We start from the raw sequence: 23469 nt of genomic DNA, 5'->3' as shown, positions 1-23469 counted from the left end.
ATAGCAATGAGCATCGCAATATGAAGTGGAACAACTGGATCAATTGCACATGCTGGCTGCTGGGGTGCCTGTTTGCCTCTAGCTCCGTAGCGGCCGAGCAAAAACCGTTTGAATGTCTGATGGAGCCGATGCGCATCATCGAAGTAGGCAGTCCGGTCCAAGGCGTCATCAAGCAATTGCTGGTAGATCGCAGCGATTTTGTCACCCGTGGGCAAGCCATCATCGAACTGGAAGCCGAGGCCGAGAACATCAATCTTGCTGCGGCCAACGCCCGTGCCAGTATGCAAAGCGAGGTCAGCGCACGTGAGGCAGATCTCGTACTCGCAAAACTCAACCTGGCACGCATGCAGAAACTGCAAGAACAGAACCTGGTACCGACTCAAAAATGGGATGAGGCTCGCGCGCAGCAGCAGGTGGCCGCGGCCGCCCTGGTTCAGGCGCTGGAGAATCTGAAGATTGCGCAAATAGACGCTCAACGGGCCTTGCACTCACTGGCACAGAAAACCATCCGCAGTCCGATCGACGGCGTTGTAGTCGCACAACAAGCCTTTGCTGGGGAATTCGTTTACGACAATCCGCTGATGACCCTTGCACAGCTTGATCCACTGCGCATCGAGGTGGTCTTGCCTGCTCGCTTGTTCGGCTCGTTCAAGCCGGGTGACACCGCCTTGATCCGCCCAGAGATAGATCACGCAGAACCGCTGCAAGCCACCATCCAGGTGGTTGATCGGTTGCTTGATACCCGCAGTGGCACTTTTGGGGTAAGACTCACCCTGCCTAATCCTCAACTGAGTATCCCTGGCGGACAGAAGTGCCAATTGGAATTCCAGTCTGATGTTGTGCTGGTGACCAGTGAGCAATGAACCAGGCAGGCAAGCCAGACAGCCGAGGCAAGACCGCCTTTCAGCTGGAGACACTCGAAAAACGGATACTGTTCTCCGCTGACCTGCCTTTGCCTGTCCTCGAACTCAGTTCGTCCGACTCCGGCGCGCATATCGGGCTGATCTCTTCAATAGATTCGTCCTTGCAGTCGTCCACCTCAGCCGCCAACAGCGAGCAGCACAGACAAGACAAACTGCACGTTGTGATCATCGATCCGGCGACGCCGGACTACGAATCGATCGTGGCCGAGCTGGAGAATCAAGCCGGGGACTCGTTGCAGGTTCATGTGCTTGACGCTGATCGTGATGGCATTACGCAAATATCGGCAATAGTGGCCCAGTACGAAAGCATCGGCACCCTGCACCTTGTTGTCGCTGGCTCAGAGTCCCATTTTAACATGGGAGATTCAACAGTTGATCTGACAGAGCTGCTGGTGCGGGCCGATGAGCTGGCAGACTGGCAGGACAGCTTTACCGTGGGTGCCGATATGCTGATCCATGGCTTCGATCAGGTTTCTGGCGATGTGGGGCATTCGCTTTTATCCACACTGTCAAACCTGACCAGCACGGATGTCTCGGTATCTGATGAGCACGCCGGGAATATCATCGAGCAAGATCGTGTCAATCAGCTCGAACCTACCACCAGACAATCAAGCAGTGTGGCAGCAGCCAATGCCTTGCCTGCTCAGGAACCACGACGCGAACTCGTATTCGTTGATTCTCGCGTAGAAGACTACGAAACCTTGATCCAGGATATTCGGACCTCTACTGACTCCAGCCGTACTATCGATGTCATGATTCTGGACCCGACTCGCGATGGGGTTGAACAGATCGCCGAGATACTTACACGTTACGAAAGTCTGGATGCCATCCACATTGTCTCCCATGGTGACGAGGGCACTGTGCAACTGGGTGATACCTGGCTATCCAACAAGACACTCTCCTCCTACACGCACCAGCTTGCCAGCTGGAGCGATGCCCTCTCCCAGGATGCTGACCTGCTCTTTTATGGTTGTGATCTGGCCGGCAGTGACAGCGGTAAAGCGCTAATCGCCTCGCTGGCCAGGCTGACCGATGCAGATGTCAACGCTAGCAGTGACCGTACCGGTTCAGCAAACCTTGGTGGTAACTGGAACCTGGAATCCAGAACGGGCGACATCGAGACGACAGTTGCATTCAGCACTGAGGCTCGGCAGAAATGGCAGGGTATTCTGGCAAGCTTCACCGTAGATACACTACTCGACACCGCCGATGCCACCCCCGGCGACGGTATCGCCGAGGATGCTGCTGGCAATACTTCTCTTCGTGCAGCCATGGAAGAAGCCAATGCACTGGGTGGTGCTCATACGATCAGTCTGGGCGCTGGTACCTATACCTTGAGCCTGGGCGAACTTGAAATCGACAGCGACATTACCCTGACGGGTGCAGGAACCGATCAGACCTTTATTAGCGGCGACGAACTCAGCCGCGTCATCAACATTGCCTCCGGCACCGTTACCCTTAGTGGGCTGACTATCCAGGACGGAGATGCAGCTGTCAGTGCGGGAGGCGGAATAAACATCAATGGCACCGCGAATGTCACATTAGACACTGTCAATCTGATTAGCAATACGGGAAAAGACGGCGGCGCGATCAACAACGCCGGCGCACTCATCATTCAGTCGTCCACTATTGATGGCAATACGTCGACGAACAAGGGCGGCGGCATTCATAGCGATGGCAGCCTGACTCTGACCGACACAACCCTTTCCAACAACTCCGCCTTGTCCAGGTCCGGCGGAGGGGTTTTTGACAATGGAGCACCCTCATCGTTCACCAATGTGACGATCAGCGGAAACTATGCCAAGGACCCAGGTGGCGGTATCTATACTCAAGGGGCAATTTCACTACAGAACGTAACGATCACGGAAAACGTCTCAGATGCAGAGGGTGGCGGAATCGCTGAGGCCGGTTCATCGACTACGCTGCACAACGTAATCGTGGCAGGAAACTCGGCAGTCAGCGATTCGGATGTCCACGACACCTTTTCCTCCAGTGGTGGCAATCTGATCGGCGATGTGGGAACCGCGACCGGTCTCACCGATGGCGTCAACAGCGATCAGGTCGGTAGTACGCTCAGCCCCGTTGATGCACGACTTGGCCCCCTTGCGGACAACGGCGGCCCGACACTGACGCATGCCTTGCTGGCAGGCAGTTCGGCGATTGATGGCGGCACCGCTACCGGCGCGCCAGCAACCGATCAGAACGGCACCGCTCGCAATGATGGCTCCGTTGATATCGGTGCGTTCGAGTTTACCCAGCAAGCAGCCCCCGTTGATCTACAAGTCGTGTCGGCAACCGACGGTAGCTTGAGCGTTAACGAGGATGGTGGCAACGATGCCTACCTGATCGCAGATGCAGGGTCAGCTATCTTTGGCGGTTTGACCGACTTTACGCTCGAAGCACGTTTCTCGGCTGACACCCCGCCCTTATCGAATTATTCCGACTTCATCAGCTATGCGATTCCATCAGAAAGCGATGAAGTGCGATTAGCCTTTGAACATACCAGTGCCAGTGCCTCTCATATCGAACTGACCATCAATGGTGTCATCGTCGAGTCCACCGCTTACAACGCAAACGTGCTTTTTGACGGCAAGGAGCACACCCTTAGCGCCACCTGGTCAAGTTTAACCGGCGCCTACGAGGTCCTTGTCGATGGCATTTCGATCTTGTCAGGTACAGGCTTGAGCACAGGTCATACCTTGCTTGCAGGCGGTCAACTGACAATGATACGGGACCAGGATTCGCCAGGCGGAGATTTCGATCTGGAAGAGGTTTTTCAGGGAAAACTGCATGACTTCCGCATTTTCAATGATGTGCGATCCAACGCTGAAATTCTGGACAATTATCTGGATACCCTGGTCTACGACGAACCAGGCATGATCGCCAACTGGACCTTCAATACGTTCTCGCTGGATTCAACAACGGGCAATCGAATCGTGACCGACTCGGTCAGTGGCAACAACCTGACGGCGATGAATGTGGGTGCTGTCGGGGGCTACGTCACCAGTACGCCCGAGTTGTTGCTGGCCGTTGAAGAGAATAGTGCCGATGGAACAGTGGTAGGGGCTGTGTCTGGAACGGACACACAACGTGATACCCGCATTGCCGCCCTGCTCGCCGCCGACTCCAGTCTGGCCTACAACGCCGAGACAGGAAAATTTTATCGGCATGTCAATTCAGCAGTCAATTTCATCACGGCACGTGATGCGGCAACGGGATCCAATCTGAACGGTATCGCCGGACAACTGGTTACCGTTGATTCTGCCAATGAGAATGAGCTGGTTCTACAGTACGTGCTTGATTCAGGCAATGAGATCTGGTTGGGTGCTTCGGATGCAGGCACCGAAGGAGAGTGGCACTGGCTGGACGGCGCAAGCGAGTCCAGCGAGAAATTCTGGAGTGGTGGGGCAACGGGTGCACGGGTGGATGGAGAATACGCCTCACACATGGGTCTCTCAGATGCCGCCGGGGAAGATTTCTTGCGGATAACTGCCACGGGTGCCTGGTATGACAACAACGGAAGCAATTTCACCTACATCGTCGAATGGAATGCGGACGAGGTGCTCGACGCAACGGATGCACTGACCTACACCATTCAATCGCAGACTGAAACCAGTGCTTTCGCTATCGATGCCGACACGGGTGTCATCAGCGTGGCCGATGGTTCGAAGCTGGACTATGAAACCAACTCGCCGCATATCCTGACTATTCGGGTGACCGATGGCGATAGCAATATCTTCGAAAAAAACGTTAACGTTCTGCTGAATGACCTGCCTGACGATGCCTCCTGGACAGTACCGATCGGGCAAACCACCAACGAAGATACCAGCTTCACATTTTCGACAGTGGATGGCAACGCTATCGAATTCAGCAGTGGCAAGCCTGCCAACCAACCGGCCAGTGCCAGCCTGAGTGTCAGCAGTGGAACACTGACACTGGGTAGCACGGCAGGTATCACTTTTCTCGATGGAACCGGCGATGGTGAAGCAGCGCTGGTTGTTTTCGGCACAGAGGCGGCCATCAACTCTGCACTGGATGGTCTGAGCTATAGCCCCGGCGAGAATTATCATGGCAGTGATTCGCTGATCGTTACCACAGGATCAAGCGCTGCCACCGAAGCTGGCCTGCATGCGCGGTTCGATTTCGAGAACGGTGTTTTCACCGATCAGAGTGGTAATGGCAACCATGCCAGTACGTCTAGTGATCCCAGCAAGCCAAGCCCTGGGACAGACTCAGAACGTGGCGACGTGCTTGACTTCGATGGCGACGACAAGCTCACCGTCAGCAATGGTACTCAGGGTCTTGGTGGTGAATTGACCCTTGCCTCCTGGGTGAACCTTGATGCGATTGAGGAGGACAATGTCGTGCTGTCGCTGGCTGACCAGTTTTATATAGAACTGGACAACCACAATCCGACGGCAGGCTTTGGTGTCAGCTATACGGCCTTTGGCACAAGCCACAGTACGGCATCTACCTATGATGTCGCTGGTGACGGCTGGCATCACCTTGCGGTTACCTTCAGTGATACCAGTGACGAGGTGAATTTCTTCGTTGACGGCGTACTGGTGAACACCGCCTCATCCGCAGCCGTGCCGGACTGGAGCACTTATTCCACTCAGGATATTGCCATCGGCAGCCTGGTCGGTTCGCAAGCCGGTAGTGTTCCGATGGCTGGCAGCCTGGATGATGTGCGGATATACAATGCCGCCCTCAGCGAGAATGAAATCGTGCTGATGATGGGGCATCAGGGCCACGATACTGCCACCGTGGGTATCACGGTGGAACCCATCAACGATAGCCCCTTGATTTCGGCTCCAGTGGCGGTAACTGTTGCAGAAGAAGCACCATTGGTTTTTTCAGCAGCTAACGGCAATCAGATTATTATCACTGATGTAGATGGCGATAGTGGTGGAGAAAAGTACAGTGTTCAGGTCGTCATGGACCATGGAACCGCGACCCTTGCCTCCCTGGCCGGTTTAGATTCGGTCAGCGGTGATGGCAGCGACTACATCGACATATATGGCACACTTGCCTCAGTCAACAACGCTCTGGAAGGATTGACCTACGTTGGCCCAACCGATTATGACGAAGCCACCCGGATCCGTATTTTCGTCTCAGAGCTCTACTTCAACCCTCCTTCGGATTTCGGGATCCTCGAAGACGAGCACACCATCGCCGTTGCCATCACGCCGGTCAATGATGTACCGGTTACAGTGGCAGAGTCCTACAGCGTCATCGAGGATGAAACATTAACGGTTGCAGCCTCTGGCGTGTTATCAAACGACAGCGATCCGGATTCAACTGATCCGGCTTTAGTGAGCCAATTCGGCATTGCTGGGACCCTTGATGGTGAATTTACCAACCCCAGAGGGATTGAATTTGACGCCTCAGGGAATCTTTATGTCGCAGACAGAAACAACCACAGGATTCAGATATTTGACAGTGGCGGTAATCATCTTCTGACGTTCGGTTCATCTGGCACAGCGGATGGCCAGTTCAATTCACCCGCTGATGTTGCCATCGACTCGTCAGGAAACATTTTTGTTGTCGAAAATAACAATGACCGTATCCAGAAGTTTGATAGTGCTGGAAATCATCTTTTGACTTGGGGTGTCACTGGCGCAGGTGACAGCCAATTCGAGAACCCTTCTGCAATTGCAGTGGATGCCAGCGACAACATTTATGTGACGGATACGAGTAATGATCGTGTGCAGAAATTCGATAATCTGGGCAACCACCTGCTTAGCTGGGGCAACTATGGCACGGCAGATGGTCAGTTTGATGCACCACTAACAATTGCCATCGATGCCAATGGGGTTATCTGGGTGGGGGAGTCCGGCAATCGGATTCAACAATTTGACACTTCTGGCAATCACCTGCTGACATTCGGTAGCTCGGGCAACGATATTGGCGAGCTTTCTGGCCCTAGCGCAATCGCCTTTGACGCAGACGGTTATGCCTATATTGCCGATAACTTCAACCAACGAATTCAAGTCTTCGATTCTGCTGGAAACTATCGCCTGGATTGGGGCACTTATGGCACTGCGGCAGGTGAGTTTGCGCATCCAGCTGGAATTGCAGTGGATTCAACCGGACAAGTCTGGGTCGCCGATACGAATAATAGCCGTATACAGATATTTGCAGCGACTGAAGCTAGTGGCGAAGTCATTACCGCAACTCTCGTATCTGGTCCCAGCCATGCTTCGGGATTTACTCTGAACGCTGATGGATCATTCACCTATACGCCCGATACGGATTGGAATGGAACCGATAGCTTTGTCTACGAAGCTGACGATGGTAATGGCGGTCGTACGCAGCAGAGCGTGACGATTGACGTTGGCTCGGAGAATGACGCACCGGTACTGGACAATAGCGGCGCCACGACACTGCCGACAATCACGAAATTTCAGACCAACAATGGCGGCACGGACATCGCCTCGATTCTTGCCAGTGCTGGAGACCCGATCACGGATGCCGATACCGATGCCCTCGAAGGGATCGCTATCACAACCCTGGCCAGTGGCAATGGAACTTGGGAATATTTGCTTAACGGTGCAGGCTCGTGGGCGGCAATCGGCTCGGTCACCACTACATCGGCGTTGTTGCTCGGTGCAGACGATCTGGTCCGGTTCGTGCCCAACGGCGTCAGCGGAACCACAGCCAGTTTCGATTTTCATGCATGGGACCAGACAACTGGCACGGCGGGTACGAAAGCAGATGCCTCAACCGGTGGCGGTAATACCGCCTACAGCACCGCATCGGAATCGGCAGCTATCACTGTCGTCGATGCCAATACAGCCCCCGTTCTGGATAACGCCCAGAGTCCGATAATCTCCCCTGTGGATGAAGATGCCGGCGTTCCGACAGGTGCTGTTGGTTCGTTGGTGTCTGAACTGGTAGATTTCGCCACGCCATCCGGCCAGGTGGACAATGTCACTGATCCAGATAGTGGCGCTGGGCTGGGTATTGCGATCTCAGCGGCCGATACAAGCAACGGCACCTGGTTCTATTCAACGAACAATGGCAGTACCTGGAATACACTGGGAGCGGTCAGCGATACCAATGCACGATTGCTGGCCGCAGACGCATCGACACGATTGTTCTTCCAGGCCAATGCGGATTATCACGGCACACTTGCCAATGCCATCACGTTCCACGCCTGGGACCAAACCAGCGGAAGCAACGGAACTACAACGGTACTGACTGGTTCCGGATCAGAAACCGTTCTGGACAACTTCAGCACGGTCTCCTACAGCAACAACAATGGCTCTCAGTCCTGGTCTACAGGTTGGATAGAGGTCGATTCGGGGGGGGGGCTAATGCGGGAGCTGGAGGCGGCAACTTTGGGGTCAAGAGCGGGGAACTCGTGCTCAAACCAAAAACACTGGCCGAAGAGATGTACCGAGAGGTCGATCTGAGCACAGCGGCAACGGCAACGCTGTCATTCGCCTATACCAACCCGTTTGTAGGGACGGAATCGGTAGCGATGCAAGTATCGGGCGATGGAGGCATAAGTTATTCTACGCTTCATACCTTTGATACTTTTTCCGACACTGGATCGGGCACTAAATCGTTTGATATCAGCTCATACATCGCATCTGACACCAGAATCCGCTTATTGGTAGAAAGTGCCGATGCCGGAAATCTATCAATAGATGACATTCAGATTGAATATACATCTTTAGGTGGAGGAACATCTGCGTTCTCCACCGCAAGCGATACAGCGACTCTGACAGTCGAGCCGGTTGCCGATACACCTTCTGTCACCAACGCCACAACAAGTGAAGACACGCAGTCTGCTACCGGCCTTGTATTGTCACGAAACACGGCCGACGGTACCGAAGTAAGTCACTACAAAATCACCGGGATCGCTGATGGTACGCTCTACAAAAACGACGGTGTCACGCAGGTTACTAACGGCTCTTTCATCACCATTGCTGAAGGCAATGCAGGTCTCAAGTTTACGCCCTCACTCGACTTCAATGGCACTGCAAACTTTAATGTGCAGGCATCGACGAGCGGCAACGATTCTGGTTTAGGCGGAGGTCTGGCAGTCGCATCAGTGACCGTTACTCCCGTCAATGATGTACCAGTTGCTACGGGTAATGCCGTCACTGCCAGTGAGGACGTGCCGTTGGTGATCAACGAAGCGGACTTCCTGTTCACTGATCCAGAAAATAATGACCTGGTCTCAGTGACCATCTCTGGCCTGAATTTGAACGCTGGCACACTGACTCACAGCGCGGGTTCTGTCACGGTCACTGACGGCATGACAATTCTTGTCGCTGACCTGGCAGATCTGACCTTTACCTCGGCACTCAACGACTCCACCAATTCCAGCTTCACCTACAAGGTCAATGATTCAGGCTCAGGTGTGACCTCAGCCCTGATGAACATCACCGTCAATCCGGTTAATGATGTACCGGTGGCCACGGGTAATACGGTCACCGCCAGTGAAGATGTGTCGTTGGTGATTGATGAGAGCGATTTCCTGTTCTCGGATACGGAGAATGATGACCTGGTCTCAGTGACCATCGATGGTCTGAACTTGAATAGCGGTACGCTGACTCACAGTGCCGGTTCTGTAACGGTCACCAACGGCATGACAATTCTTGTCGCTGACCTGGCAGATCTGACGTTTACCTCGGCACTTAACGACTCCACCAATTCCAGCTTCACCTACAAGGTCAATGATTCAGGCTCAGGTGTGACCTCAGCCCTGATGAACATCACCGTCAATCCGGTTAATGATGTACCGGTGGCCACGGGTAATACGGTCACCGCCAGTGAAGATGTGCCGTTAGTGATCAGTGAAGCAGATTTCCTGTTCACTGATACGGAAAATAATGACCTGGTCTCCGTGACGATTTCTGGCCTGAACTTGAATAGCGGTACGCTGACTCACAGTGCCGGTTCTGTAACGATCACTGACGGCATGACAATCCTCGCCGCTGACCTGGCAGATCTGACCTTTACCTCGGCACATAACGATTCAACCAATTCGAGCTTCACCTACAAGGTCAATGACTCAGGCTCAGGTGTGACCCCGGCCCAGATGAACATCACCGTCAACCCGGTCAATGATGTACCGGTGGCGACGGGCAATACCGTCACGACCAGTGAAGATGTGCCGTTGGTGATTGAAGAAGCGGATTTCCTGTTCACCGATACGGAGAATAATGACCTGGTCTCCGTAACTATTACGGGCCTGGACCTGAACGGTGGCACGCTGACTCACAGCGCTGGCAGCGTGAATGTCACCAACGGCATGACGATCCTCGCCGCTGACCTGGCAGATCTGACGTTTACCTCGGCGCTCAACGACTCCACCGATTCCAGCTTCACTTATAAGGTCAATGATTCAAGCTCCGGTGTGACCTCGGCGTTAATGAATATCACCGTCAATCCGGTCAATGATGTGCCGGAGGCGACGGGCAATACCGTCACGACCAGTGAAGATGTCCCGTTGGTGATTGACGAAGCGGATTTCCTGTTTACCGATACGGAGAATAATGATCTGGTCTCCGTGACTATTACGGGTCTGGACCTGAACGGCGGCACGCTGACTCACAGCGCTGGCAGCGTGAACGTCACCAACGGCATGACGATCCTCGCCGCTGACCTGGCAGATCTGACGTTTACCTCGGCGCTCAACGACTCTACCGATTCCAGCTTCAGCTATACGGTCAATGACTCAGGTAGTGGTGTGACCCCGGCCCTGATGAACATCACCGTCAACCCGGTCAATGATGTACCGGAGGCGACCGGCAATACCGTCACGGCCAGTGAAGATGTGCCGTTGGTGATCAACGAAGCGGATTTCCTGTTCACCGATACGGAGAATAATGACCTGGTCTCCGTAACTATTACAGGTCTGGACCTGAACGGTGGCACGCTGACTCACAGCGCTGGCAGCGTGAATGTCACCAACAGCATGACAATCCTCGCCGCAGATCTGGCCGATCTGACCTTTACCTCGGCGCTCAACGACTCTACCGATTCCAGCTTCAGCTATACGGTCAATGACTCAGGTAGTGGTGTGACCCCGGCCCTGATGAACATCACCGTCAACCCGGTCAATGATGTACCGGAGGCGACCGGCAATACCGTCACGGCCAGTGAAGATGTGCCGTTGGTGATTGACGAGAGCGATTTCCTGTTCACTGATACGGAAAATAATGGCCTTGTCTCAGTGACGATTTCTGGCCTGAACTTGAATAGCGGTACGCTGGCTCACAGTGCCGGTTCTGTAACGATCACTGACGGCATGACAATCCTTGCCGCTGACTTGGCTGACCTTACCTTTACCTCGGCACTTAACGATTCAACCAATTCGAGCTTCACCTATAAGGTCAATGATTCAGGCTCAGGTGTGACTTCGGCATTAATGAACATCACCGTCAACCCGGTCAATGATGTACCGGAGGCGACCGGCAATACCGTCACGGCCAGTGAAGATGTGCCGTTGGTGATTGAAGAAGCGGATTTTCTGTTCACCGATACGGAGAATAATGACCTGGTCTCCGTAACTATTTCTGGCCTGAACTTGAATAGCGGTACGCTGACTCACAGTGCCGGTTCTGTAACGGTCACCAACGGCATGACGATCCTCGCCGCTGACTTGGCTGACCTGACGTTTACCTCGGCACTCAACGACTCCACCAATTCCAGCTTCACCTACAAGGTCAATGACTCAGGCTCAGGTGTGACCCCGGCCCAGATGAACATCACCGTCAACCCGGTCAATGATGTACCGGTGGCGACGGGCAATACCGTCACGACCAGTGAAGATGTGCCGTTGGTGATTGAAGAAGCGGATTTCCTGTTCACCGATACGGAGAATAATGACCTGGTCTCCGTGACTATTACGGGCCTGGACCTGAACGGTGGCACGCTGACTCACAGCGCTGGCAGCGTGAACGTCACCAACGGCATGACGATCCTCGCCGCCGACTTGGCTGATCTGACGTTTACCTCGGCGCTCAACGACTCCACCGATTCCAGCTTCACTTATAAGGTCAATGATTCAAGCTCCGGTGTGACCTCGGCGTTAATGAATATCACCGTCAATCCGATCAATGATGTGCCGGAGGCGACCGGCAATACTGTCACGGCCAGTGAAGATGTGCCGGTGGTGATTGAAGAAGCGGATTTCCTGTTCACCGATACGGAGAATAATGACCTGGTCTCCGTGACTATTACGGGCCTGGACCTGAACGGCGGCACGCTGACTCACAGCGCTGGCAGCGTGAATGTCACCGACAGCATGACGATCCTCGCCGCTGACTTGGCTGATCTGACCTTTACCTCGGCGCTCAACGACTCTACCGATTCCAGCTTCAGCTATACGGTCAATGACTCAGGTAGTGGTGTGACCCCGGCCCTGATGAACATCACCGTCAACCCGGTCAATGATGTACCGGAGGCGACCGGCAATACCGTCACGGCCAGTGAAGATGTGCCGTTGGTGATCAACGAAGCGGATTTCCTGTTCACCGATACGGAGAATAATGACCTGGTCTCCGTGACCATTACAGGTCTGGACCTGAACGGTGGCACGCTGACTCACAGCGCTGGCAGCGTGAATGTCACCAACAGCATGACAATCCTCGCCGCAGATCTGGCCGATCTGACCTTTACCTCGGCGCCCAACGACTCTACCAATTCCAGCTTCAGCTATACGGTTAATGACTCGGGCAGTGGTGTGACCTCGGCTCCGATGAACATCACCGTCAACCCGGTCAACGATGTACCGGTGGCGACCGGCAATAGCGTCACGGCCAGTGAAGATGTCCCGTTGGTGATTGACGAGGCGGATTTCCTGTTCACTGATCCAGAAAATAATGACCTGGTCTCGGTGACCATTGACGGTCTGAACTTGAACGCTGGCACGCTGACTCACAGTGCCGGTTCTGTAACGGTCACCAACGGCATGACAATTCTTGCCGCTGACTTGACTGATCTGACCTTTACCTCGGCACTCAACGACGCCACCAATTCCAGCTTCACCTACAAGGTCAATGATTCAGGCTCAGGTGTGACTTCGGCATTAATGAACATCACCGTCAATCCGGTTAATGATGTACCGGTGGCGACTGGCAATACCGTCACGGCCAGTGAAGATGTGCCGTTGGTGATCAACGAAGCGGATTTCCTGTTCACCGATACGGAGAATAATGACCTGGTCTCCGTAACTATTACGGGCCTGGACCTGAACGGTGGCACGCTGACTCACAGCGCTGGCAGCGTGAACGTCACCAACGGCATGACGATCCTCGCCGCTGACTTGGCTGACCTGACGTTTACCTCGGCACTCAACGACTCCACCAATTCCAGCTTCACCTACAAGGTCAATGACTCAGGCTCAGGTGTGACCCCGGCCCAGATGAACATCACCGTCAACCCGGTCAATGATGTACCGGTGGCGACGGGCAATACCGTCACGACCAGTGAAGATGTGCCGTTGGTGATTGAAGAAGCGGATTTCCTGTTCACCGATACGGAGAATAATGACCTGGTCTCCGTGACTATTACGGGCCTGGACCTGAACGGTGGCACGCTGACTCACAGCGCTGGCAGCGTGAACGTCACCAACGGCATGACGATCCTCGCCGCCGACTTGGCTGATCTGACGTTTACCTCGGCGCTCAACGACTCCACCGATTCCAGCTTCACTTATAAGGTCAATGATTCAAGCTCCGGTGTGACCTCGGCGTTAATGAATATCACCGTCAATCCGATCAATGATGTGCCGGAGGCGACCGGCAATACTGTCACGGCCAGTGAAGATGTGCCGGTGGTGATTGAAGAAGCGGATTTCCTGTTCACCGATACGGAGAATAATGACCTGGTCTCCGTGACTATTACGGGCCTGGACCTGAACGGCGGCACGCTGACTCACAGCGCTGGCAGCGTGAATGTCACCGACAGCATGACGATCCTCGCCGCTGACTTGGCTGATCTGACCTTTACCTCGGCGCTCAACGACTCTACCGATTCCAGCTTCAGCTATACGGTCAATGACTCAGGTAGTGGTGTGACCCCGGCCCTGATGAACATCACCGTCAACCCGGTCAATGATGTACCGGAGGCGACCGGCAATACCGTCACGGCCAGTGAAGATGTGCCGTTGGTGATCAACGAAGCGGATTTCCTGTTCACCGATACGGAGAATAATGACCTGGTCTCCGTGACCATTACAGGTCTGGACCTGAACGCTGGCACGCTGACTCACAGCGCTGGCAGCGTGAATGTCACCAACAGCATGACAATCCTTGCTGCCGACTTGGCAGATCTGACGTTTACCTCGGCACTTAACGACTCTACCGATTCCAGCTTCAGCTATACGGTTAATGACGCCGGTAGTGGTGTGACCCCAGCCCAGATGAACATCACCGTCAACCCGGTCAACGATGTACCGGTGGCGACCGGCAATAGCGTCACGGCCAGTGAAGATGTCCCGTTGGTGATTGACGAGGCAGATTTCCTGTTCACTGATCCAGAAAATAATGACCTGGTCTCGGTGACCATTGACGGTCTGAACTTGAACGCTGGCACGCTGACTCACAGTGCCGGTTCTGTAACGGTCACCAACGGCATGACAATTCTTGCCGCTGACTTGACTGATCTGACGTTTACCTCGGCGCTCAACGACTCCACCGATTCCAGCTTCACTTATAAGGTCAATGATTCAAGCTCCGGTGTGACCTCGGCGTTAATGAATATCACCGTCAATCCGATCAATGATGTGCCGGAGGCGACCGGCAATACTGTCACGGCCAGTGAAGATGTGCCGTTGGTGATTGAAGAAGCGGATTTCCTGTTCACCGATACGGAGAATAATGACCTGGTCTCCGTGACTATTACGGGCCTGGACCTGAACGGCGGCACGCTGACTCACAGCGCTGGCAGCGTGAATGTCACCGACAGCATGACGATCCTCGCCGCTGACTTGGCTGATCTGACCTTTACCTCGGCGCTCAACGACTCTACCGATTCCAGCTTCAGCTATACGGTCAATGACTCAGGTAGTGGTGTGACCCCGGCCCTGATGAACATCACCGTCAACCCGGTCAATGATGTACCGGAGGCGACGGGCAATACCGTCACGGCCAGTGAGGATGTGCCGTTGGTGATCAATGAGGCAGATTTCCTGTTCACCGATACGGAAAATAATGACCTGGTCTCCGTGACCATTACAGGTCTGGACCTGAACGGTGGCACGCTGACTCACAGCGCTGGCAGCGTGAATGTCACCAACGGCATGACAATCCTTGCCGCTGACTTGGCTGACCTTACCTTTACCTCGGCACTTAACGATTCAACCAATTCGAGCTTCACCTATAAGGTCAATGATTCAGGCTCAGGTGTGACTTCGGCATTAATGAACATCACCGTCAATCCGGTTAATGATGTACCGGTGGCGACGGGCAATACCGTCACGGCCAGTGAAGATGTGCCGTTGGTGATCAATGAAGCAGATTTCCTGTTCACCGATACGGAAAATAATGGCCTGGTCTCCGTGACGATTTCTGGCCTGAACTTGAATAGCGGTACGCTGGCTCACAGTGCCGGTTCTGTAACGATCACTGACGGCATGACAATCCTTGCCGCTGACTTGGCTGACCTTACCTTTACCTCGGCACTTAACGATTCAACCAATTCGAGCTTCACCTATAAGGTCAATGATTCAGGCTCAGGTGTGACTTCGGCATTAATGAACATCACCGTCAATCCGGTTAATGATGTACCGGTGGCGACGGGCAATACCGTCACGGCCAGTGAAGATGTGCCGTTGGTGATTAATGAAGCAGATTTCCTGTTCACCGATACGGAAAATAATGGCCTTGTCTCAGTGACGATTTCTGGCCTGAACTTGAATAGCGGTACGCTGGCTCACAGTGCCGGTTCTGTAACGATCACTGACGGCATGACAATCCTTGCCGCTGACTTGGCTGACCTTACCTTTACCTCGGCACTTAACGATTCAACCAATTCGAGCTTCACCTATAAGGTCAATGATTCAGGCTCAGGTGTGACTTCGGCATTAATGAACATCACCGTCAACCCGGTCAATGATGTACCGGAGGCGACCGGCAATACCGTCACGGCCAGTGAAGATGTGCCGTTGGTGATTGAAGAAGCGGATTTTCTGTTCACCGATACGGAGAATAATGACCTGGTCTCCGTAACTATTTCTGGCCTGAACTTGAATAGCGGTACGCTGACTCACAGTGCCGGTTCTGTAACGGTCACCAACGGCATGACGATCCTCGCCGCTGACTTGGCTGACCTGACGTTTACCTCGGCACTCAACGACTCCACCAATTCCAGCTTCACCTACAAGGTCAATGACTCAGGCTCAGGTGTGACCCCGGCCCAGATGAACATCACCGTCAACCCGGTCAATGATGTACCGGTGGCGACGGGCAATACCGTCACAACCAGTGAAGATGTGCCGTTGGTGATTGAAGAAGCGGATTTCCTGTTCACCGATACGGAGAATAATGACCTGGTCTCCGTAACTATTACGGGCCTGGACCTGAACGGTGGCACGCTGACTCACAGCGCTGGCAGCGTGAACGTCACCAACGGCATGACGATCCTCGCCGCTGACTTGGCTGATCTGACGTTTACCTCGGCTCTCAACAACTCTACCAATTCCAGCTTCACCTACAAGGTCAATGATTCAGGCTCAGGTGCGACCCCGGCCCAGATGAACATCACCGTTAACCCGGTCAATGATGTACCGGTGGCGACGGGCAATACCGTCACGGCTAGTGAAGATGTCCCGTTGGTGATTGACGAGGCAGATTTCCTGTTCACCGATACGGAAAATAATGATCTGGTCTCCGTGACCATTACGGGCCTGGGCCTGAACGGTGGCACGCTTGCTTATAATTCGGGGACCGTCAACGTCACCAACAGCATGACGATCCTCGCCGCCGACTTGGCTGACCTGACGTTTACCTCGGCACTCAACAACTCAACCAATTCCAGCTTCAGCTATACGGTCAATGATTCAAGCTCCGGTGTGACCTCGGCGTTAATGAATATCACCGTCAACCCGGTCAATGATGTACCGGGGGCAACCGGCAATACCGTCACGGCCAGTGAAGATGTGCCGTTGGTGATCAACGAGGCGGATTTCCTGTTCACCGATACGGAGAATAATGATCTGGTCTCCGTAACTATTACGGGCCTGGACCTGAACGGCGGCACGCTTGCTTATAATTCGGGGACCGTCAACGTCACCAACAGCATGACGATCCTTGCCGCTGACTTGGCTGACCTGACGTTTACCTCGGCACTCAACGACTCCACCAATTCCAGCTTCACCTATACGGTTAATGACTCAGGTAGTGGTGTGACCTCGGCTCTGATGAACATCACCGTCAACCCGGTCAATGATGTACCGGAGGCGACGGGCAATATCGTCACGGCCAGTGAGGATGTGCCGTTGGTTATCAATGAGGCAGATTTCCTGTTCACCGATACGGAGAATAATGATCTGGTCTCCGTAACTATTACGGGCCTGGACCTGAACGGCGGCACGCTTGCTTATAATTCGGGGACCGTCAACGTCACCAATAGCATGACAATCCTCGCCGCCGACTTGGCTGATCTGACCTTTACCTCGGCACTCAACGACTCCACCAATTCCAGCTTCACCTATACGGTTAATGACTCAGGTAGTGGTGTGACCTCGGCCCTGATGAATATCACCGTCAACCCGGTCAATGATGTACCGGAGGCGACCGGCAATACCGTCACGGCCAGTGAAGATGTCCCGTTGGTGATCAACGAGGCGGATTTCCTGTTCACCGATACGGAGAATAATGATCTGGTCTCCGTAACTATTACGGGCCTGGACCTGAACGGCGGCACGCTTGCTTATAATTCGGGGACCGTCAACGTCACCAACAGCATGACGATCCTTGCCGCTGACTTGGCTGACCTGACGTTTACCTCGGCACTCAACGACTCCACCAATTCCAGCTTCACCTATACGGTTAATGACTCAGGTAGTGGTGTGACCTCGGCTCTGATGAACATCACCGTCAATCCGGTCAATGATGTACCGGAGGCGACGGGCAATATCGTCACGGCCAGTGAGGATGTGCCGTTGGTTATCAATGAGGCAGATTTCCTTTTCACCGATACGGAAAATAATGATCTGGTCTCCGTGACTATTACGGGCCTGGACCTGAACGGCGGAACGCTCACTCACAGCGCTGGCAGCGTGAACGTCACCAACAGCATGACGATCCTTGCCGCTGACTTGGCTGACCTGACGTTTACCTCGGCACTCAACGACTCCACCAATTCCAGCTTCACCTATACGGTTAATGACTCAGGTAGTGGTGTGACCTCGGCTCTGATGAATATCACCGTCAACCCGGTCAATGATGTACCGGAGGCGACCGGCAATACCGTCACGGCCAGTGAAGATGTCCCGTTGGTCATCAACGAAGCGGACTTCCTATTCACCGATACGGAAAATAATGACCTGGTCTCAGTGACCATTATGGGCCTGGACTTGAACGGTGGAACGCTGACTCACAGCGCTGGCAGCGTGAACGTTACCAACAGCATGACAATCCTTGCCGCTAACTTGACTGATCTGACCTTTACCTCGGCGCTCAACGACTCCACCAATTCCAGCTTCACCTACAAGGTCAATGACTCAGGCTCAGGTGCGACCTCGGCCCTGATGAACATCACCGTCAACCCCGTCAACGATGTGCCTACCTTCGAATCGGTTCCTCTCACCTCAGCGACAGAAGATGCAGTTTATAACTACAACATCACCACGATAGACGGTGACGGGAACCCACTGAAGATCACGGCTACAACCTTGCCGGACTGGTTGACGCTCACCGACAATGAGAACGGCACCGCTTCACTCACTGGCACACCGCTCGATGCAGAGGTGGGCAGTCATTCAGTGGTACTGGAAGTCACCGATGGAACTGCGACAACAGAACAAAGTTTTAGTGTTTTGGTAACCGACACCAACGATGCACCCACCTTCACCTCCCCCGCCGCCTTTACTGTGGCTGAGAACACTACCGTTGTCGCCACAATCACCAGTACTGACGATACTGGTACCGGGCAGCGCTACTCTTTGGTCGGATTCGACGACGACAAGCTATTCAACATAGAGTCAGCGACCGGTATCTTGAGCTTCAATGACGCTCCAAACTTCGAATCTCCCACCGATTTCGACAATAACAACATCTATGATCTGACCGTGCAGGTTGAAGATGGCGCAGGCCTGAGTGCCACACTTGGTGTCACCGTAAATGTTGTCGATGTCAATGAGGCGCCAAGCCTTACAGTCTCTGAACTCTGGACCACCGAGGGCTTCACTGGCGATATAGGCATGATCACCTTCACCGATCCCGACATTGGAGACCAGGTATCCCTGCACATTGTGGGCGGTAGTGCGCAGGCATACTTCAGCGTCGATCCGGACTCGGGATCTGTCCATGCCATTGCTACCCTGACACCTGGGGCCTACACGCTGGAAGTTCAGCTCAGAGATGCAAATGGCATGACCATCAATGCTCAGATGCAGATACACATCGACCCGATTGAACCGGATCTTGGAGCGGCAAGCAGTCCGATAGACAGTGCGGAATTCGCTAACGAATCGTCCATTGTCACAGAGCCAGATGAGCAGGATGGCTATTCACTGATTAAAGATCAATTCGATTCCACCGACCAGCTCGGTTATCAATCAATCGGAAAATATGTTGACTTCTCCAAGCCGACATTCGAGAACTCGCTTGAGGAGCCTGTGTCAGGAGCGAACACCGGAACATCGTTGATCGGTGAAACCATCAATACCCTATTTTCAGCAAACTCATACGCGACTCATCACGCCTCTTATCCATTGGACATGGCTGATATAGATTACGCAGATTCACGAATCCGAGGCTACAACCTGACGTTAGAACTGCTGTTCGATAAGACGGAAAACGTGTTCGACGAGCTCGAAGATACGTTTGCCAGCGTCATGGACGGCTCGTTGTTCAGCATTACGCTGACTCCTGACATACTCAGAGCTCTGTCGAGCATGCATTCCGATGTCGATGAGCAACAGGAACAGTCCGATGAAGTCCTGAAAATCATAGTCCAGGCCGGCGCCGTGGCCAGCATGGCATTGACAGTCGGTTTTGTCACCTGGTTGCTGCAAAGTGGCTCACTGCTCGCCACAGCCTTGTCCACTGCCCCCTTGTGGCGTGCGATAGATCCAATTCCGGTGCTCAAGGCTGGCCAGAACGAAGACGACGACCATTCGTGCCAGTACCGCTCGGAAACACAGCCATGATGCGGAAACTTCTGGAATTCTGGCGCTCCCGCCCCTTGAAACTGACTCTCAGCATCCTACTGCTGACCACCAGCGTGCTATTCACTGCCGACTCTCTGGACTTGCGCGGCGATCAGCGTCACGGATTACGTGAGGCTCGCAAGATGGTGGCCGAAGCACTTGCAGTGCAGCTCTCCATGCTCGCAAGCGTTTCGGACTATAACGGCATTCAGCTGTCGATCTCAGCCCTGGTGGAGCGCAACCCGGATGTACTGGCCGTTTCACTCAATAATGCCAATGATTCGACGCTGGCCGAATACGGAGATTTAGCACAGTTGATCATCCCCTCAGGTAACTCTACATTGAGTCAGATGAACGTACCCATCTACCACGAGAACCAGAATTGGGGCCATCTTCATATTGCTTTTCTGCCGGTCAATTCACTGAACTTTCAACTGCGCTATTTAGGATTTGTACTCGCGAGCTGCTTCTTGCTCTATCTCTTGTTTCTGCGCAAGGCTCTGGTACAACTCGATCCTAACCAGGTAGTGCCAAGCAGGATCAATTCTGCCTTCAATATGTTCTCCGAAGGTGTGATCATACTGGACGACAATCTACGCATCCTGTTAATCAACGATTCTGCCGCACAGACCGTTGGCAAGCCTGCCGAGCAACTGGTGGGACATCGGCTTGAAGAGTGGTCGTGGCGTCAGCCCGAGGACTGGCAACCACCATGGACTACTACACTGCACAGTGGCTTGAAGCTTTCCGATCAGACACTGCATCTGCAGCTGGACAACGGCGAGACACGGGTGCTGGTCGCCAGCTGCGTTACCGTGGGAAATGAACACGCGGGCGTGAGCGGTATCCTGGTTACTCTGAACGATATGACAGCTATTGAACAGAAGAACAAAGACCTTGCACTCACCTTGCGTGAGCTGCGCAATTATCAGGAATTGATCAATACCAAGAACAAGGAGCTTGAAGCTTTGGCGACACAGGACCCGCTTACGGGGCTGGCCAACCGACGCGCACTGATGAGTAATTTCGAAGAGGAATACGCCAAAGCATTGCGCCTGCCCGCACCGTTAAGTTGCATCATGCTCGACATCGATCATTTCAAAAACATCAACGATACTTATGGGCATGGTGTGGGTGATGAAGTCATCTGTGCAGTGGCCAACACCATGGTAGCCGAATGCCGTGAGTACGACACGATTGGACGCTACGGCGGGGAGGAGTTTGTGATCGTGCTGCCGGGCCTATCAACTGAGGAGGCGATTGAGGTAGCTGAGAGAATTCGTATAAAGGTCTCTCATCTGACTAAAAACAAAGTGGTGCCAGTGGAAAAATTGACCGCAAGCTTCGGTGTCAACACGGTCGATACCAGCACCACCAGTGTCATGCAGTTGATAGAACAAGCCGATGAGGCACTGTATGCTGCCAAGCAGGGTGGCAGAAATCGAGTGATCGGTTACGGTTCCCATGCAAAAACACTTGACCTGCCTGACGGCCAAAAACTCACAGAAGATACAACAGAAGATGCAACAGTTCGTGCAACTGAAGACATCACTGCAGATGCCATAAAAGTTGTAACAGAAGATGTAAATCTGTCGCGGGTCATCGAGTTGGAGGCTATCGTCAAAGAGCGTTCTCGTGATCTTGAACAGATGCGCGAATACGACTCACTGACAGGCATTCCCAGACGAACCCTGTTCATGCAGCGTATCGACACCGAAGTACAGCGCGCCGAACGCCTGAAGCTGAACATCGGTACGATGTTGTTAGAGATCAAGGATCTGAATCTCATTACCTCCACCTTCGGCCACACTGCCAGTGATGCTCTGGTCATCGAGTTCGTAACTCGGCTGCAAGAAGGTTTACGCAGTACCGACATGGTCACGGAGATCCTGGACGTTCACAGTATGTCACTGGTTACCACCAACGAGTATGGAGTGTTGCTTTCGGATCTGGACGACTCGGCTCAGGCCATGCCAGTTATCACACGTTTGCGGCGCCTGTTGTCAATGCCGTTCGAAATCGACAACCAGAATATTTATCTTGGTGTCAATATCGGCGTGTCGCTCTATCCTCAGGGGGGCAGTAACGCACTTGAGCTAATGGAAAGCGCAAGCCAGGCCCGTGCCCAGGCAGCGATGAAGCCCGACAAGGTCTCTCACAGTTTTGCCTCTGCCAGCCTTGAGAAAGTCTCACGCGAGTACATCATTCTTGAGGCGGACCTTTACGAAGCCTATGAAAAAAGTCAATTCGAACTTTACTACCAACCCAAGTTTGATCTCGCTTTGCGGCGCGTGAATAGCATGGAGGCCTTGCTTCGATGGCACCACCCAACCAAAGGCCTCATATCTCCGGCCGACTTCATCCCGGTGGCAGAAGCCAACGGCTTGATCAACAACATACTGGATTTTGTTCTGGACGAGAGCCTTAAACAGATCAAGCAGTGGAACAGCATGGGTCTGGGCGGATTGCAGGTCTCGATCAACGTGTCACCGGTGCAGGTTCGTGATCCCAATCTCGTCGGTAACATACTTGCTGCAATGAAAAAGATGGGGGTACCGACCTCCCAGATAGAAATCGAACTAACCGAGACCTCTGTCTTCGAATCGCCACAGCGGGCCCGCGTGGGCTTGAGTCGTATGCGCGATGCCGGACTAAGCATTGCCATGGATGATTTTGGTACCGGTTACACTTCACTCGGCCAGTTGGCAGATCTGCCGTTGGATGTGGTGAAGATCGATCACTCATTCGTTATCGCAATGGGTACCAGCGAGCGCAGCCGAGCAGTCATCGAATCGGTAATCAACATGGCACATGCATTGAAGCTACGGATCATTGCAGAAGGAGTAGAGACCAACGAGCAGCTGGCCTTGCTCGCAGCTCTTGGCTGCAACGAAATCCAGGGCTACCTCATCAGCCGCCCCCTTACTGCCAGCGACATGACTGCCTTCCTGCAGCAGGCGCAACAACGCCGTTCTGCATGAATGGGCTGACAGCTCTTGAGTATAGTGTTATGGCATTCATCACGTTCACTGGCAATGAGTGGCAATCTTGTAGTCGATCGAGGTACCCCACAGCACCTGGGTTAACCTTCGGCTCGCTTGGGTAAACGCAGAGCCATCGGTGTGGACGTTCGATAACACCGCCAAGCGTGTGCCCATGCATATCAAGTACCTGTCGATCGCGGCCGGCAACCTTGCACGGCGTGATCGT

The 23469-nt window shown here is 53.6% G+C and carries 4 protein-coding genes; all 4 read left to right on the top strand.

Annotated features, from left to right (window positions below):
* The first annotated feature begins 20 nt into the window (after positions 1-20).
* From IMCC3135_RS02510 to IMCC3135_RS02495, 4 genes are read left to right on the top strand one after another with little or no spacing between them, the layout of a single operon-like run.
* Positions 21-863: an efflux RND transporter periplasmic adaptor subunit gene (locus IMCC3135_RS02510; protein WP_088916151.1), complete on the top strand. Its 843-nt coding sequence runs from the start codon at positions 21-23 to the stop codon at positions 861-863.
* Entirely contained in the window at positions 860-8341 is a 7482-nt protein-coding gene (locus tag IMCC3135_RS02505) for a DUF4347 domain-containing protein (RefSeq protein WP_088916150.1), read from the top strand. The genes IMCC3135_RS02510 and IMCC3135_RS02505 overlap by 4 nt, the downstream gene beginning before the upstream one ends.
* Complete coding sequence (locus tag IMCC3135_RS02500) at positions 8290-20259, top strand: tandem-95 repeat protein (RefSeq protein WP_157735722.1); 11970 nt, start codon at positions 8290-8292, stop codon at positions 20257-20259. The genes IMCC3135_RS02505 and IMCC3135_RS02500 overlap by 52 nt, the downstream gene beginning before the upstream one ends.
* Entirely contained in the window at positions 20256-23240 is a 2985-nt protein-coding gene (locus IMCC3135_RS02495) for a bifunctional diguanylate cyclase/phosphodiesterase (protein WP_088916148.1), read from the top strand. Before IMCC3135_RS02500 ends, IMCC3135_RS02495 begins: the two co-directional genes overlap by 4 nt.
* The last annotated feature ends 229 nt before the right edge of the window (positions 23241-23469 follow it).

It is taken from the genome of Granulosicoccus antarcticus IMCC3135 (genome assembly GCF_002215215.1).
GTDB lineage: Bacteria > Pseudomonadota > Gammaproteobacteria > Granulosicoccales > Granulosicoccaceae > Granulosicoccus > Granulosicoccus antarcticus.
Note: the sequence above shows the minus strand (reverse complement) of the source record. Positions and strands in the feature narration are given on the sequence as shown.

Excerpts from the sequence above, each read along its gene's own strand:
- IMCC3135_RS02505 (WP_088916150.1), top strand. The coding sequence starts at position 860 with ATGAACCAGGCAGGCAAGCCAGACAGCCGAGGCAAGACCGCCTTTCAG.
- IMCC3135_RS02495 (WP_088916148.1), top strand. The coding sequence starts at position 20,256 with ATGATGCGGAAACTTCTGGAATTCTGGCGCTCCCGCCCCTTGAAACTG.
- IMCC3135_RS02510 (WP_088916151.1), top strand. The coding sequence starts at position 21 with ATGAAGTGGAACAACTGGATCAATTGCACATGCTGGCTGCTGGGGTGC.